11 protein-coding genes are annotated in these 15,784 nt (G+C 51.9%); 3 read left to right on the top strand and 8 right to left on the bottom strand.

The window, feature by feature from the left end; all coding sequences use genetic code 11:
- Positions 1–92: 92 nt before the first annotated feature.
- Together prsK and prsR are read left to right on the top strand one after the other, a co-directional pair.
- Positions 93–2,192 carry an XrtA/PEP-CTERM system histidine kinase PrsK gene (gene prsK, locus NP589_RS09490; protein WP_256606764.1) on the top strand — a complete coding sequence of 700 codons (2,100 nt, stop codon included), beginning with the start codon at positions 93–95 and terminating at the stop codon, positions 2,190–2,192.
- Positions 2,179–3,555 (top strand): PEP-CTERM-box response regulator transcription factor, encoded by a 1,377-nt coding sequence (prsR, locus tag NP589_RS09485; RefSeq protein ID WP_064010259.1) that lies wholly within the window; start codon positions 2,179–2,181, stop codon positions 3,553–3,555. The genes prsK and prsR overlap by 14 nt, the downstream gene beginning before the upstream one ends.
- A 73-nt stretch (positions 3,556–3,628) precedes the next feature.
- On the opposite strand, the gene NP589_RS09480 is transcribed toward prsR, so the two are convergent.
- From NP589_RS09480 to NP589_RS09460, 5 genes are all read right to left on the bottom strand, one after another.
- Positions 3,629–4,402 (bottom strand): PEP-CTERM/exosortase system-associated acyltransferase, encoded by a 774-nt coding sequence (locus NP589_RS09480; protein WP_256606763.1) that lies wholly within the window; start codon positions 4,400–4,402, stop codon positions 3,629–3,631.
- A 165-nt stretch (positions 4,403–4,567) separates the two neighbouring features.
- Positions 4,568–7,879, bottom strand: coding sequence for a transglutaminase family protein (locus NP589_RS09475; RefSeq protein WP_256606762.1), 3,312 nt, complete (start codon positions 7,877–7,879; stop codon positions 4,568–4,570).
- Positions 7,876–9,129: a hypothetical protein gene (locus NP589_RS09470; RefSeq protein WP_064036042.1), complete on the bottom strand. Its 1,254-nt coding sequence runs from the start codon at positions 9,127–9,129 to the stop codon at positions 7,876–7,878. The genes NP589_RS09475 and NP589_RS09470 overlap by 4 nt, the downstream gene beginning before the upstream one ends.
- Before the next feature lie 100 nt (positions 9,130–9,229).
- Positions 9,230–10,174 carry an alpha-E domain-containing protein gene (locus NP589_RS09465; protein WP_256606761.1) on the bottom strand — a complete coding sequence of 315 codons (945 nt, stop codon included), beginning with the start codon at positions 10,172–10,174 and terminating at the stop codon, positions 9,230–9,232.
- Entirely contained in the window at positions 10,168–11,601 is a 1,434-nt protein-coding gene (locus NP589_RS09460; protein ID WP_305890973.1) for a circularly permuted type 2 ATP-grasp protein, read from the bottom strand. The genes NP589_RS09465 and NP589_RS09460 overlap by 7 nt, the downstream gene beginning before the upstream one ends.
- Positions 11,602–11,816: 215 nt before the next feature.
- On the opposite strand from NP589_RS09460, the gene NP589_RS09455 reads away from it, so the two are divergent.
- Complete coding sequence (locus NP589_RS09455) at positions 11,817–12,701, top strand: PfkB family carbohydrate kinase (RefSeq protein WP_256606759.1); 885 nt, start codon at positions 11,817–11,819, stop codon at positions 12,699–12,701.
- Positions 12,702–12,732: 31 nt separating this feature from the next.
- On the opposite strand, the gene NP589_RS09450 is transcribed toward NP589_RS09455, so the two are convergent.
- The 3 genes from NP589_RS09450 to NP589_RS09440 all read right to left on the bottom strand — a co-directional run.
- Positions 12,733–13,467 carry a DUF5765 domain-containing protein gene (locus NP589_RS09450; RefSeq protein WP_256606758.1) on the bottom strand — a complete coding sequence of 245 codons (735 nt, stop codon included), beginning with the start codon at positions 13,465–13,467 and terminating at the stop codon, positions 12,733–12,735.
- A gap of 168 nt (positions 13,468–13,635) precedes the next feature.
- Positions 13,636–14,796, bottom strand: coding sequence for an HlyD family secretion protein (locus tag NP589_RS09445; protein WP_256606757.1), 1,161 nt, complete (start codon positions 14,794–14,796; stop codon positions 13,636–13,638).
- Between the two features lie 8 nt (positions 14,797–14,804).
- Positions 14,805–15,784, bottom strand: a 980-nt coding sequence (locus tag NP589_RS09440; protein WP_256606756.1) for an efflux transporter outer membrane subunit, incomplete at its 5' end; no start/stop codon positions are given.

Genomic DNA, 15,784 nt, shown 5'->3' with positions numbered 1-15,784 from the left:
CTGAGTTTGCAAAGTAATGGTCCAGCTTACTGCATTTAAGATCGTATAATAAGTACATGGATATTTTAAAACCCATTAAACATCGACACTAAATGCAAAGCTACATTTATTACAGTTACTTGAGCGCGGCAACCGCTTATGGTTTTTTACTTTTGTACGCTTGCTTTAGGAAAAATTGGCATCTGCCTTTCATAATAGCAGTTTTGTGCTCGTTTACATGGTGCACAAGCGTGATAATCGCCACAAAAAACAGCCATTTCTTCTTCGCTGACACCCTGCCGTACGAAACCCTCCGCAACGCATCTTGGTTTTTACAGCTTGGGGTACTGCTATCCAAACAGATATATAACGATCACAAACAAATATTCAAATCGAATGTTAGCGTAGTCGCCACCATAATCTTGGCGATGGTTTTAGGCATTGAGATCTTTCCTGGATACCTAACCATCATCCGAGAACACCTTAACGTCGACCCTCGATTCGCATCGCACGTTGTATTCGCTGTGTTTGGACTCATTCTGGTTGAGCAGCTTTACCGTAGCACCCCCTTGAAGCAAAGGTGGAACCTCAAATTTCTGTGCATAAGCCTTGGCTCGCTATTTGCGGTGGATTTGCTGGTTTATAGCAAATCGTTACTGTTCAGCAGCCTAGATTTCGCTCTCTGGCAATCACGAGGTGTAATCAATGCACTCATGACACCACTTTTAGCGGTCACATTAAGCCGACTAAAGCTTAACAGTCAAAGTACGGAACTGACAACACCTCGCAAAACTATTTTTTACTCAACGATCCTGTTCGGTTGCGGCATCTATTTAATCCTTATGTCATTTGCCGGTTTTTATATCAAACGCGCAAATACCGAATGGGGTGAAGCAGCACAAACACTATTTATTTTTCTTGCCATTCTCCTGCTCATTATCCCGTTTACATCCGGCAAAATTAGAGCCATTTCCAAGGTCTATTTTAGTAAGCATTTTTTCCACTACAGCTACGATTACCGCGAAGAGTGGCTCAAGATCAGCAAATCGCTGGCAAAACTTGAGTCGCTTGAGGAGCTAAAAGGATTCATCATAACCACTTTGACGGACTTAGTGGAAAGCGCTGGCGGCGGCTTATGGTTAAAAAACGATCAAGGCCATTTTTTTTTAGCTGCGGAACAAAATCTCAAACTCACTCCGCAAGAAATTGAATATCTCCACAACATAGGCGATCTACCTCAATATCTAGCTAACAAACAATGGGTCATCGATTTTTTCGAACTAGCTCATGCTCCGGAAGTTTACGATGATATAGATCTATCGCCGTGGTGCTACGAAGATAGCCAAGTGTGGCTTATAGTGCCGCTATTTCACCTAAACAAACTTGAGGCTTTTGTAGTGTTAACTCAGGCGCGCGCACCAAGAAAACTTGACTGGGAAGACCACGACCTGTTGAAGACCGTGGGTATGCAATTAGCCAACGCGCTAGCTCTGAACCGGACAAGTGAAGAACTCGCCAATAATCGTCAATTTGAAACTTACCACCGCCTTTCAGCATACTTGGTGCATGACCTCAAAAATCTGGTAGCTCAGATCTCCTTGATCGTAAAAAACGCCGAAAAGCATAAACATAACCCGGACTTCTTCGACGACACCATAGACACGCTGAATAACGTGGTCAAAAAAATGCACCATATAGTAGAACAGTTAAAACAAGGCGAAACCAACACAACCACAGCCAACACTTTCATCAATTTGGTGGAATTAGTTAATAATATTGCGCAACAGCATCTCGGTACGCCACCGTTACAAATGAACACGACACTCAGCGAGTGCTTCGTGACGGCGGACAAAATCAAATTGACCAATATCTTGACTAATTTGGTTCAAAACGCACAAGACGCCATAGCGACAAGCGATGGCTGGGTTAAGCTTGAATTAACAAAAAACCAAGACTATGCTGTCATCAAGATCATTGACAACGGTATAGGCATGGACCAACAGTTCATTGCGGAACGCCTATTCAAGCCGTTCGATACGACAAAAGGCAATGCCGGAATGGGCATCGGCGCTTACGAAGCCCGCGATTACATCCTAAAGCAGTCTGGAAATATCCGGGTTGATAGCAATCCAGGCCAAGGCACCGCTTTCACCATTCAGTTACCACTAGCACAGCGAGTTTCCGCAAAACAAGGAAATAATGATCACTTCTAAAGTACTGTTAATTATCGAGGACGACCCAGGCTTACAAAAACAACTTAAATGGGCCTTCGAACAATACGAAGTAGTAATAGCAAGCAATAGAGATGAAGCAATAGCAGCACTTAGACGTTATACGCCAAGCGTTGTTACCTTGGATCTCGGTTTACCACCCGACCCTACCAACGCCACTGAAGGTCTAGCAACTCTCAAGGAAATTCTTGCTTTAGCGCCAGCCACCAAGATAATCGTGGTAACCGGCAATGATGACCGCGCAAATGCTATTCATGCAGTAGCCCTAGGCGCTTATGACTTTTATCAAAAACCGGTAGACCCGGACGTCTTAGGCTTAATCATAGAAAGAGCGTTTCAGCTCGACGCACTGGAACGCGACTATCAAATATTGCAACAGCAAAAGCCTCTGACGGGTGTGATCGCCACCAGCCCGCAAATGCAGGCAGTGATGCGGATGATCGAAAAAATTGCGCCGACTCAAGCGACCGTATTGCTAATCGGCGAAAGCGGCACCGGTAAAGAGCTAATGGCAAAAGCCTTACATCGCTTAAGCGCACGCGCCTCACAACCTTTTGTAGCGGTTAACTGCGCAGCCATACCGGAAACATTATTAGAGAGCGAATTATTCGGCTATGAAAAAGGCGCATTCACCGGCGCGGTAGCACAAACCAAAGGCAAAATCGAATATGCGCAAGGCGGCACATTCTTTTTAGACGAAATCGGCGACTTACCTTTTGCCTTGCAAGCAAAATTGCTACGATTCATCCAGGAACGCGTCATAGAACGGTTAGGGGGCAGAAAAGAAATTGCCGTGGACGTGCGCATCATATGTGCAACACATCGCCACCTACCGGATCTTATTGCGCAAGGCAATTTCCGGGGCGACTTATATTACCGACTCAGTGAGATCGTCGTTGACATCCCCCCCCTGCGCGAACGCGAAGGCGACATCATCACTATAGCCAATGCGCTGCTACAACGTTATTGCCGCGAGAACAATTCTAAGGAAAAGCATTTTTCCCATGACGCGGCCCGTGCTCTTGAAGCCTATAACTGGCCCGGCAATATTCGCGAGATGGAGAACAAAATTAAACGCGCAGTCATTTTATCCGACAGCAATTTCGTTACAGCAGAAGAACTGGAAATTGGCACCGATAACGACAAGTCCATGCCGCTGAATCTAAAATCAGTACGAGAAGCGGCGGAAACCATCGCCATCAAACGAGCGTTGACTTACGCAGACAACAACATATCCGAAGCAGCCAAATTATTGGGAGTTACGCGGCCGACACTGTACGGTTTATTTGAAAAGTACGGATTGCAAGCTTTGCTCCGCAATCATTCTGATGAACACCTGGATTGACATAGAAGGCCTGCCCGCGCGAACAGTTCATGATTGTAAGAAGGGCTTTACACGGCGGATTGAAACAGATAAATCAGATTCTCGATACAAAAGAAATAACGCCGATTTGCTTTACCTGACGCCCGCCCGCATCGACCGAAATATCACTAGTAATATCCGAATATAACCGGAAATCGTGTCGGTAATCCTCAAGCCATAAGGAATTATCCAACACTTGCTTTGCGCTCAAATAATAAGGTATACGCATACTTTGACGACTGCCAGCCTCGCCTATGGGCTGTATATCGAAGCCTTGTTTTTTGACACTATAAGCCAGTGCCGGATTGGATAACATATACCAATGTTTAATGCCCTGCTGGACCGAATAAAGCGCAGCGGCCCGATACAGCCCCCACATTATGTTTCTATTGATATTGCGGTAATCGTGCAGGAAACTAATTTTGCGACTTTCTTCAGGTGCGTCTATGGCCGAGTTTCTAAAAGCAAAGCGCCTTGCTTCCTTAGTAATGCATAGCCTGGAAATTTCAACGGAATTTTTGTATCTGCCGCTCGGTATCCTCTCATGTGTAATACTGCTTTCCTGAAACGGAAAAACGTGACCTTTGTGCCTGACCATCCTCAATCCGCCCAGCCACTGCTGCGTGTATTTATGTCTGACTAAAAAATGAACTGCACGACTATCCCATTCGTCCATTTCTAGCTGCGCCGGAAACTGCTCCTTATCCTCAAAGCCTATTTCATCGCAATAAACCCGATACCTAAGTTGATAATGAATTTTTTTACTTTCCGGTGTATCGGCTAAAAAAACCTCAAAACAACTATCGAAAGACTGCTTCTGTCGATTCAAGAGACACCAACCTTATAAAGAAATATTCCTAACAAGTTCAAGTAGCTATAGTTACTTTCTCTCGCCCCGTAGAAAAGATGGTATAGCAAATCGAGTTAATTTCAAGTTAAATTGTAAAAAAAACCGACACTCACTGATGAGCGTTTTTTAATTTCGCCGCTCTATTTAGCTCGCATTCCAGCGCAAATCCAGTGTAAACGGATAGTCTTTATTTAACTCCTCACTTGGTAATTCCAACACCGTATCGGTCGGCGTATGCCCATGTTGCCAGAAACGGCTAACCCTGCGCCCTTCTGCTTCGTAAGCGTTAACCGGTAGCGTGTCGTAATTGCGGCCGCCCGGGTGAGAGACATGATACGTGCAACCGCCGATAGACCGGCCGTTCCAGGTGTCAACCAAATCGAATACCAGCGGTGCCTGCACGCCGATAGTCGGATGCAAAGCTGACGGCGGGTTCCAAGCCCGATAGCGAATGCCTGCCACCAACTCTCCTTGCTTGCCGGTAGCCCGTAACGGCACCCTGCGACCATTACATGTCAAGGCATAGCGCTCACCCATCGCTCCGCTGAGCGTCACTTGCAAGCGTTCGACCGAGGAGTCGACATAGCGGGCGGTGCCGCTGCTGGTGATTTCTTCGCCTAACACGTGCCAGGGCTCAATAGCCTGATATAGATCCAATTGCAAATCGTCAACCCGCAAACTGCCGATCCTGGGAAAGCGAAACTCCAAAAACGGTGCGAACCATTCGGTCTTGAATTCGTAACCGGCCGCCTGAAGATCACGCGCCACATCGTAAATATCGCTGGCAATGAAATGTGGCAACATAAAGCGGTCATGCAATTGCGTTCCCCAGCGCACCAAAGGCTTCTTGTAAGGCTCGCGCCAAAACCAGGCCACCAGGGTTCTTAGCAACAGCATCTGCATCAGACTCATGCGTGCATGCGGCGGCATTTCGAAAGCACGCAGCTCCAGGAGTCCAAGCCGCCCGGCATCGGTACCCGGCGCATAGAGTTTGTCGATACAAAACTCACTACGGTGCGTATTCCCGGTCATATCCACCAGCAAATTGCGAAATAGCCTATCGACCAGCCACGGCGCGGCTACTTCGCCCTCCGGCATTTGTTGAAAGGCAATTTCCAGCTCGTACAAACTGTCATTGCGGGCTTCATCGACGCGCGGCGCCTGACTGGTTGGACCCAAAAACAAGCCCGAAAACAAATAGGACAAGGCCGGATGATGCTGCCAATAAGTGACCAGACTACGCAACAAATCCGGCCGCCGCAAAATAGGACTATCGGCCGGCGTAATACCGCCCAAAGTCACGTGATTGCCGCCACCGGTACCGGTATGACGGCCATCCAACATGAATTTCTCGGTGCCAAGCCGTGTCAGTCGGGCCAGTTCGTACAAAGTGGTGGTGTTATGCACCAGCTCTTTCCAACTGGCGGCCGGATGAATATTCACCTCGATCACGCCTGGATCGGGTGTCACCGGCAAGCGGGTGAGACGCAAATCGTGCGGCGGCTGATAACCCTCTATCACTACCGGCATTTTCAGCGCGGCAGCAGTCGCCTCCACCGATGCGATAATGTCCAGATAATGCTCCAACTCGGTAGTGGGCGGCACAAAGACATATAATCGGCCTTCACGGGTTTGCACCGACAAAGCGGTATGCGGCACCCATTCCGGATCGTGTGGTCTATCATCGTCGGCTGCATCCATTTCGGTCGGATGTAATTCCTGCTTTGCCATTTGACTGTAACGACGGCTAACTTCCGAATCAATATCACCCAAAGGTTCCACCGCTTCGTAAAGGCTACGTTCATGGGGGTGATCGCGCTTTTCAAACGGCACCCAAGGCAAACTGTTCAAAGGTAAACGCAACCCCATAGCAGAATCGCCCGGCACCAGGAACATCTCCCCGCGCCGGAATTCCCAAGCACTGCTGTTCCAAGCGCTGGCTTGATAGCTCCAGTGCAGCGGCAAAACGTAGCCGACCGGCTCGCCGAGATCCGCGCTGAGCAATTTGGCCAAGCGCTTGCGCTCCAAGTCGTCTTTTAAATCGATTTGCAAAGGATCAAGGTTTTTCGGTACCAATCCTTCCTGTAACAGGTAGTAGAGCGGATCTTCGAAGCCGGGCAGAATAAACTCACCGGCCACGCCCAATCGTTTGACCAAATCGCGAATAAAGGCTTCCGCTTGCTTGATGTCGAAGCCATAATCGCGGGTCTCATCAGCCAATAAGGCCGGATTCTTCCAGATCGGTTTGCCGTCCTTGCGCCAAAAACACGCTAACTGCCAGCGCGGCAGCGGCTCCCCCGGATACCATTTGCCCTGACCGAAATACAACAAGCCCCCCGGCGCAAAGCTGTCACGCAAACGTCTGACCAATTTTCCGGCCAACTTGCGCTTTTCCTCGCCGTCGGCATCCGTGTTCCATTCCGGCGCATCCATGTTGTCGATGGATACGAAAGTCGGCTCGCCGCCCATCGTTAGACGTACATCGCCGGCTTTCAGCTCGGCGTCCACCTTTTCGCCCAGACGTTCGATGTCCGTCCATTGCCTGTCGGTGTAAGGTTTGGTTACGCGCGGATCCTCATGGATGCGGCTGACCCGATTGGAAAAACCGAAAGTAGTCTCGGCCTTGCCGATAAAGCCGCCGCTGACCGGCGCCGCGCTGACATAGTCGGCGGTGCAGGCCAAGGGAATATGCCCTTCGCCGGCGAATAAGCCGGAGGTAGGATCGAGGCCCACCCAGCCCGCGCCCGGAATATAGACTTCGGCCCAAGCGTGCAGATCGGTAAAATCGTGATCGGTACCGGATGGGCCGTCCAGCGATTTCACATCCGCTACCAGCTGCACCAAATACCCGGATACAAAGCGCGCGGCCAAACCCATGTGCCGCAACACCTGTACCAACAACCAGCCGGAATCTCGACAAGAACCCAGCTTCTTTTCCAGGGTTTCCTCGCAACTTTGCACGCCCGGCTCCATGCGGATTGCATAGTTGACAACCTGATTCACAGCTTGATTGATGCCCACCAGAAAATCGACGATCCCTTGCTTATCCCGCTTCAATCCGACTAGAAAGGATTTCAGTAAAGGGCCATGCTCACGAATTTCCAGGTAAGGCGCCAGTTCCTTGGCTAATTGCTCCGGATAACTAAACGGGTAATGTTCGGCATACTCTTCCAGAAAAAAATCGAAGGGATTGATCACCGTCATGTCGGCGATCAAATCCACCTCTATCGAAAACTCGATGGTTTTTTCCGGAAATACCAAGCGCGCCAGATAATTACCAAACGGATCCTGCTGCCAATTAATGAAGTGTTTGTCTGGTTTGATGGTCAGTGAATACGCGCTGACCGCCGTCCGCGAGTGAGAAGCCGGCCGCAGGCGCAACACATGCGGACTCAGTTGGACCGGGTGATCGTAGTGGTAACTGGTTTTATGATTGATCGCGACTCTGATACTCATGCTGACACCGCATTGGCTGCTTCGCTCTCGGCCTGCAATAGCCTTAGGTTTTCTTCCACGCCCGCCGCATGTGTCAATTCCGCCACATTCTGCTTGGTGAAAAAACCGTCGAAATTACCGAAACGTTGTACATACTCCACAATCAAGGAGGAATGTTCGGACGCGCTGGAAAATATCTGCTTCAAACCTTCCTCGCGCGAGCCGATCACATCCAGCAGAAAATCCTTGCCCCTGGCCCGGATAGCCTGTACCACATAATCGATATTGGCTAGGCCGTTAATCTCGCCATCCGCCACTTCCAAAGCCACATGGTGCAAGCGCGGACCATAGTTACGCACAAAACTCTCGGTCGGTGACGGCAAGCCCACCAGATGATTAACAAAATACGGATGATTGGCGGCGGTAAACACTTTGGCCGGACTGATCCGCTCCTCGGGATAATGGATGCTTTTGGTCACGTTAGTAGACGAATTCTGATTGGCAATATCGTAAGACCCCCAATAGTAATAGCTGGACAGCGTCAAATATTCCAAAATCGCCACTTCCCGGTTCTGACTATAAACCCGGGTGGCTAAATGATCGATGGGCCGGATCAGTTTGTCCAGCCCCAATTCTTCCTGAATTTCCTTGGCTTGCAGGTAACCGCGATTCACGTCGTCAAGGATGATGCTATTGCCCAAGGCATATACTCTGATGTCCTCCGGCGGCCGCTCCCAGTAAGCAACGATGTTATGCGTGTACGGCGACGGCTTGACGATAGCCATATTGCCCGGCAATTCCAGTTTGCGGATTTGATCCTGATTGAAGAAGCGGATTTCCCGGGCTTTTTGCTGCTCGACCACTTCATGCAAATTACTGACCCGAAAAATCTCGCCCATATAGCGTGAATTGGGCTTGTGGGCGCCGATCGGATACACCTCGTTCAGGCTGCGGAAGATGTCGCCCCGACCGGGTACACGTACTTCCCGCACTAACAAGTCCGGCGAATTCATATCGATCCGCAGCACATGGGTCCAATGGCTCTCGGACTCCAAGGTCACCAAATAGTGGTAAGGCGTCATCAACGCCAATTCGCTGACATAGGCCGCCGAACAGCCCGGCTCCACCGTCAACATCAACGCGTCGATTTCGCGGATCATTTCGGTCAGGCCGGTACGATCCCGGTTTTCCAATAATTTGACTAGAAACTCGTCAAACCAGGGCGAATTGGCCTTATCGCCCTGCTTGGGGTGGATCAGTGAATTTATCATTCGTTTACCTCTAACTCTATTTGTCCGTTAGGCTGAATCGCCAAAAAGTCCTTTAAACCGTCGGCAAATCAAATATTTCCGACACGGTTCAATCATGTATTTATTCCGGCCCGTTTAAAAAAGCCCGCTGAATTTCGGCGCCAAGCGCGTTGTTGCGCAAAATGAAATCCTGCAAAAACTCATGCAAGCCCATACTAAAAATGTCGGCCATCCGCCCGTAATGCAGCCGCGCATGATTTTCACCGGCCAGCCGCAGACACTCCATGCCCCGCTGCCGACACAACTGTTCCAAAATAGGCGCCAATTCGTCATAGCAAGCGTGCAAGGAACGCGGCATATCGTCGCGTATTACCAGTAATTCCGCCACTTTCCAGGGCTCGATAGTATCCCGAAATACTTTCTGGTAGGCCTCGAATGCCGACACCGAACGCAGCAAGGAACTCCATTCGTAATAGTCGACCTGGGCCTCTTGAGCATCTACGACCGGTAACAGCAACTGATATTTGGCGTCTAAGAGACGTGCAGTGTTGTCGGCCCGCTCCACAAAGCTACCCAAACGCACAAACTTGTAACTATCGTCGCGCAGCATGGTCCCGAAGGTAACGCCGCGAAACAGATGCGAGCGGGATTTGACCCAATCGCAAAACTCGCAAATATCGGCTTCGCGCAGGCCCTGGCGAATCCGTTGCCTGAGTTCCAGCCACAAGGCGTTGACGGTCTCCCACATTTCCGAGGACATCGCCACCCGCACCGCGCGAGCATTCTCGCGGGCCGCGCCAAGTGCGCTGACGATGCTGGACGGATTCCGCTCATCCAGCGCCATGAAGTGAATCACGTTCGCCGCCGTATAACCGGAGTAGTTTTTCTCGAAAGCCTCGATATCATCAGCAATCTGCACCGGCGGTTTCCAGCGCGCCGTTTCGTCGTAGGCGCTATTGGCGACCAATGACATCCGATAAGTCACATCCAGCACCCGGGCCATGTTCTCGGCGCGCTCGATATAACGCGCCATCCAATACAGATGATCAGCGGTACGGCTCAGCATGGTGCGTCTCCAGTCAATACCCAAGTGTCCTTAGTGCCGCCGCCTTGCGAGGAATTGACTACCAACGAACCTTCCCGCATCGCCACCCGGCACAAGCCGCCCGGTACCAGCGTCGTGGACTTGCCAGACAACACAAAGGGCCGCAAATCCACATGGCGCGGCGCCACGCCTTGTTCGACTAAAGTCGGACAAGTCGACAAAGCCAAGGTAGGCTGAGCGATGTAGTTGTCAGGTTCGGCCAAAATCCGCGCACGAAACTCCTCGATCTGCTGTTTGGATGAAGTCGGGCCAACCAACATGCCATAACCGCCTGACCCCTGCACCTCCTTAACCACAAGTTCCTCCAGATGCTCTAGTACATATTTCAAATCGTCAGAGTTTTCCAGCTTGTACGTGGGCACATTGGACAGAATAGGTTCCTCGCCCAGATAAAAACGCACCATGTCGGGCACATAGGTGTAGGTGGCTTTGTCGTCAGCCACCCCTGTGCCAATCGCATTAGCCAGCGTTACGCCACCATTGCGATATACCGAAACCAAGCCCGGCACGCCCAACATCGAATCTTCCCGGAAAGACAAAGGATCGAGGAAATCGTCGTCGATGCGCCGATAAATCACATCAATGCGCTTTGGGCCTTCGGTGGTGCGCATGAACACCGCATTATCTTTACAGAACAAATCCTGGCCTTCCACCAGCTCGATACCCATTTGTTGCGCCAGAAACGCGTGTTCGAAGTACGCGCTGTTGTACGCACCGGGCGTCAACAACACTACTGTAGGATCGTAAACACCCGGTTGCGCTACGGCACGCAGATTGTTCAGCAACACCTGCGGGTAATGTTCGACCGGCGCTACTGCGTAACGGCGAAACAGTTCCGGGAACAGACGCATCATCATCTTGCGGTCTTCCAGCATATAGGAGACCCCAGAAGGTGTGCGCAGATTGTCTTCCAGCACATAAAACTCATTCTCGGCGGTACGCACAATATCGACGCCGGCGATATGCGCATAAATGCCGCCCGGCACGTCCACGCCCTGCATTTCCGGCCGATACATCTCGTTTTCCAGAATGCTGGCGGGGACGATACCGGCCTTGATGATTTCCTGATCGTGATACAGGTCGTTCAAAAACGCATTCAGCGCCGTGACCCGCTGAATCACGCCCGCCGACAATACCCGCCATTCCGTGGCGGCCAGAATGCGCGGCACGACATCAAACGGAATCAGCCGTTCGGCGCCGGCCTCGTCGCCGTAGACATTGAAAGTAATTCCCACCCGCCGGAACAGCATTTCCGCTTCGCGGGACTTCTGCATCAACTGGGCGTGATCGGTACCGCTCAGCCACTCTGAGAACGGTTGATACAGGCGCCGCACGCTACCGGTTGACGTACGCATTTCATCGAAAAAAGTATTTATGTTCATGACCATCCTTCAGCAATCCACATGCCAATCTTATTAATGTCTATTTATCAAAAAGTTAAATCGCCGCTTCGCCGCCCAAACTAGATTACGCACCACATCAGTGCGACACTCGCCGACAAGTGCCCTGAAAACGAACAAAGCGGCTAAAAGCCGATTGTCATTTCCGTGCGCTTTGATTATTGTTGCCGGCCTCAATCAGCAATTGCGGCGAGGCCAGACTGATGCATACAGCTTTTTTCACCCTCTTCGGCGAAGTGCTATTCGACAATTTTCCGGACGGTAGCCGGATACTGGGCGGCGCACCATTTAACGTCGCCTGGCATCTGCAAGCTTTGGGCCGGCAAGCCTTGTTTATCAGCCGGGTGGGAGAAGATGAAGCCGGCCGCGAGATCCTCGCGGCCATGCAAAGTGTCGGAATGACTCGATCCGCCATGCAAATCGACGCTGCTCACCCGACCGGCAGCGTAGCCGTCAGCATAACAGACGGGCAGCCCAGCTATCGCATTCTCGACCAACAAGCTTACGACTACATCAATGCGGAGGCATTGCAGCACCAGCCCCCGCAGAGCTTGCTCTATCACGGCAGCCTGGCCTTACGAAACCCGGTCTCCAGGCAAACCTTGCTCGATTTAAAACATTCCTGGCGCGGCCCGATATTTCTGGATGTGAATCTGCGCGCGCCCTGGTGGCAAGCGGATGAAGTCTTGGGATGGGGCGCCGGCGCGGATTGGTTGAAATTGAACGACGAAGAGTTGGAATTGCTGCTGCCCGGCGAGCAGAGCATAAGCAACAAGATGCACTTATTGCAGCAGACTTATCATTTAAGCGGCGTGGTCGTTACCCGCGGTAGACAAGGCGCGCTGGCGCTGGACTCGTCGAGGGAATTATTCAGCATCGCCCCCGACGGCAACATCGACATCGTCGACACCGTCGGCGCCGGCGACGCGTTTGCAGCAGTTTTGTTATTGGGGATTGCCGAGAACTGGCCGATGGCTCAGACGCTAAAGCGGGCGCAGGATTTTGCGTCGGCGCTGGTAGGTCGGCGCGGCGCTACCGTCACCGACCCGGCGTTCTATCAAGGATTTATTGAAGCGTGGAGACAGTAGAGACGCACATCTTGCATCTCTACCGCAGCCATCAAGACTGCTGCCTGGCCGGAATACCGTCTGACCAATCACCGGATTGGGCGGAGAAAAACTTTTTAAATTGCGGCATGAAACTGGCGGTGATCGGAATCGAATAAAAACAATACATCGCCGCCGCTTCACCGGTACTAACCCCGAACAACCATTGCGGCATGAACAAGGTCATCACAGCCATCACAAAATGGTAAGAAGCGATGCGCCAATTGTTCTTCCAAATAAAACCGCTCCAGGCCAACGCAAACAGCGAACCATGAGTCACAAACAAGCCAAATGCGCTGGAGATGGCGTAGCCGATGTGATAAATGCCCATGTACAAACACGACATCATATTGCCAATGAAGTTCGGTTCGATACCAAACAACTGCCATTCTCTGGGCAAAAACGAGCAGATTATAAACAGGCCGCTCAAGGTCGAGCCAAGCATAAACGCTTTCTTTAAAGCCTGCGGATCGGAGGAGTACGTTGCCAAAGCCGGCATGATCGCAAAAGCCTGCAAGCTAATATGGTAAGTAGACAGTTCGCTCAACAATAAATTGGTGCCGTAACCGCATTGATCGGCCACCGGGTAGCCGAAATACTGAATGAATTCCATCAAAGAAAAATGGAAGATGGCATAGGCCCGAGCCAGTCTGACCCAAAAGGTCTCGTCTTTATCCAGAAAAGTCACACTCGATGCGACCAGGCCCGCGACGCCCAATCCCAGCGACATATTGGCACTAAAACACATGGTTAATCCGTCATTTAAATTTTTAGAAGCGGCGCGCACGCAACTGCGAACACCGGTTTAGTCTATTGGTTTCGGTCATGTTTACCGGAAGGCAAAGATACACGTAGCGGCGTTTTATTGCAGCAATTTTGTGGAAATACCAAGATGACTGGCCGGAACACCACTCACTTATTGCGGCCGATTGGCTAACACAATCCGCTCTATCAACTGTTCGGCGCCGTCCAACTCCCGGTCGTAAACGTTTGTACGATAAGCGTCGCTATTCAGCGTAACCGAGGATGCCGATGTCAAACCTTCTGATTTCGCTATATTAATACGGGTTAAGGTCGATAGGCCGGGCTGTAAGGGATTGGCCTTGAGTTCCGCGGCATCCAGCGCGACGCGTACCTGCATACGTTCGGCGATATGAATGAAGTTACCGGTGGCATTATCGGTCGGCAACAGTGCAAAGATACTGCCGGTACCCGGATTAATGCCTTGTACCCGGCCGTGATAAACCCGATCATCACCATACGCGGCAACCCGAATTTCCGCCGCCTGCCCCGGCCTAACCCCGGCTATCTGGCTTTCCAGAAAGTTGGCTTCTATCCACAGATCATCCAGCGGCACGATAGCCAGCAACGGCGCGCCGGCTTTTAGAGTATCGCCCACTTCAACCTTACGCTTGGCCACGCAACCCGACACCGGCGCCACCAGATTGCGGCGCTGATAATCCACAAAAGCCTGGCGCAAGCGGCTCTTGGCTTTTTCCACGGCGGGATGATTATCGACACCCGAATCCAGCAATTGCGCATCGACACCGCTTTGTTCGGCGCGAATTTCTCTAATAGCTGCGTCCAGCTCGCGGATTTTGTCCTGCGCGGTTTGCAGTTGCTGGTCGGAAACCGCACCGTCCTTGGCCGCCGCGTTGAAGCGCGCCAGATCATGATAGACTTGCTCCAGTAAGGCTTGTTTCACCAGCACCCGCTGCGTCAAGGTCTCTGATTTGGCGCGCAAACTGACAATATTCCGCACCGCTTCCGCCAATTCGGCTTGCGTCTGCTGCAAGGCAATGCCGGCATGCACCCCATCCAGCCGCACCAATAGCTGGCCTTTTGCCACGCACAACGTGTTTTCGGCCAACACTTCCACCACCGTACCGTCGGTCTGCGTTTTCAGCGTAATCAAATGCCCGGCCACGAACGCGTCGTCGGTGGCGATCCAGTCGCGATGCACCAGCCACCAATAAGCCAGATACGCCAAGCCAGCCAGCAATAATGCCAAAGTTACTCCTTGCAGCCGTCGGCGGCGTAGGCGCAGAATTTCACGTGGACGAATTTTTCTTTGCATGCTTGCGGTCATTGCGTTGCGGGTTTAGCGTCGCTGTAGCCACCGCCCAGCGCCTTGATGATATTTATCCGAGCTTTGTGTTGTTCGCCAACCAGAGCCGCCAAACGAAACCGCTGCTGGCAGACTTCCAGCTTGGCCAGACTCGGTGCGGCGCGATCAGACAAGCCGTGGCGATGTACACTGTCGGCTAGCTGTTCAGCGGCTAATGCGTCGGCCACACTTTGCCGCTGTGCCGTCAGGCGCGCATCAAGCTCGCGCCAGCGGCTCAGCGCATCGGCCACTTCCTGCACGGCATGCACCAAGCTGCGGTTATAGCGCTCGACAGCCGCATCGTAAGCAGATTGCTGATAATCCAGATTGGCGCGCAAGCGGCCGCCCTCGAAAATCGGAAACTCTATGGACGGCCCAATCGCGTAAGCCAGGCTGGAACCTTGCAACAACACATCGCTCAAGCTGACACTATGCAAACCGGTGAAGGCCACCAGATTGACGTCCGGGTAGAACGCCGTCTCGGCTACCTTGATTTCCTCGGCCGCTGCCTCGGCATGCAGCCGCGCCGCGCTAATATCCGGACGATGTGCCAACAAATGCAACGGCAAATCAACCGGCAGTGTTAACGCTTGCTCAACCTGAGCTTGTTCAATGACGATACCAGCGCCCCAATCCGCGCCCTTCCCGACCAGCGCCGCCAACAGGTTTTTATTCAATTCCACATCGGCGCGTGCCGCAGCCAAACCTTGCTCGGCGTTAGCAAGGGCTATTCGGGCCTGCAATATTGGTGCGTCGGCGGCCAAACCGGTCGCCAGACGCGTTTGTTCGAACCTCAACAAGGCCTGGCGCTCGGTGACGATACGCTCGGCAATGTCCTGCTTCTCGCTGGCGGCCAGCAACTCGAAATAGGCCTTGGCCACGGTAGACGCCAACAATAGCCGCGCATCGGCCAGTTCCGCCGCGACCGCCAGCGAGCGGCCGACCGCGCCTTGCAAGG

The organism is Methylomonas rosea, assembly GCF_024505055.1.
In the GTDB taxonomy this organism is placed as follows: Bacteria; Pseudomonadota; Gammaproteobacteria; order Methylococcales; family Methylomonadaceae; genus Methylomonas; species Methylomonas rosea.
Note: the sequence above shows the minus strand (reverse complement) of the source record. Positions and strands in the feature narration are given on the sequence as shown.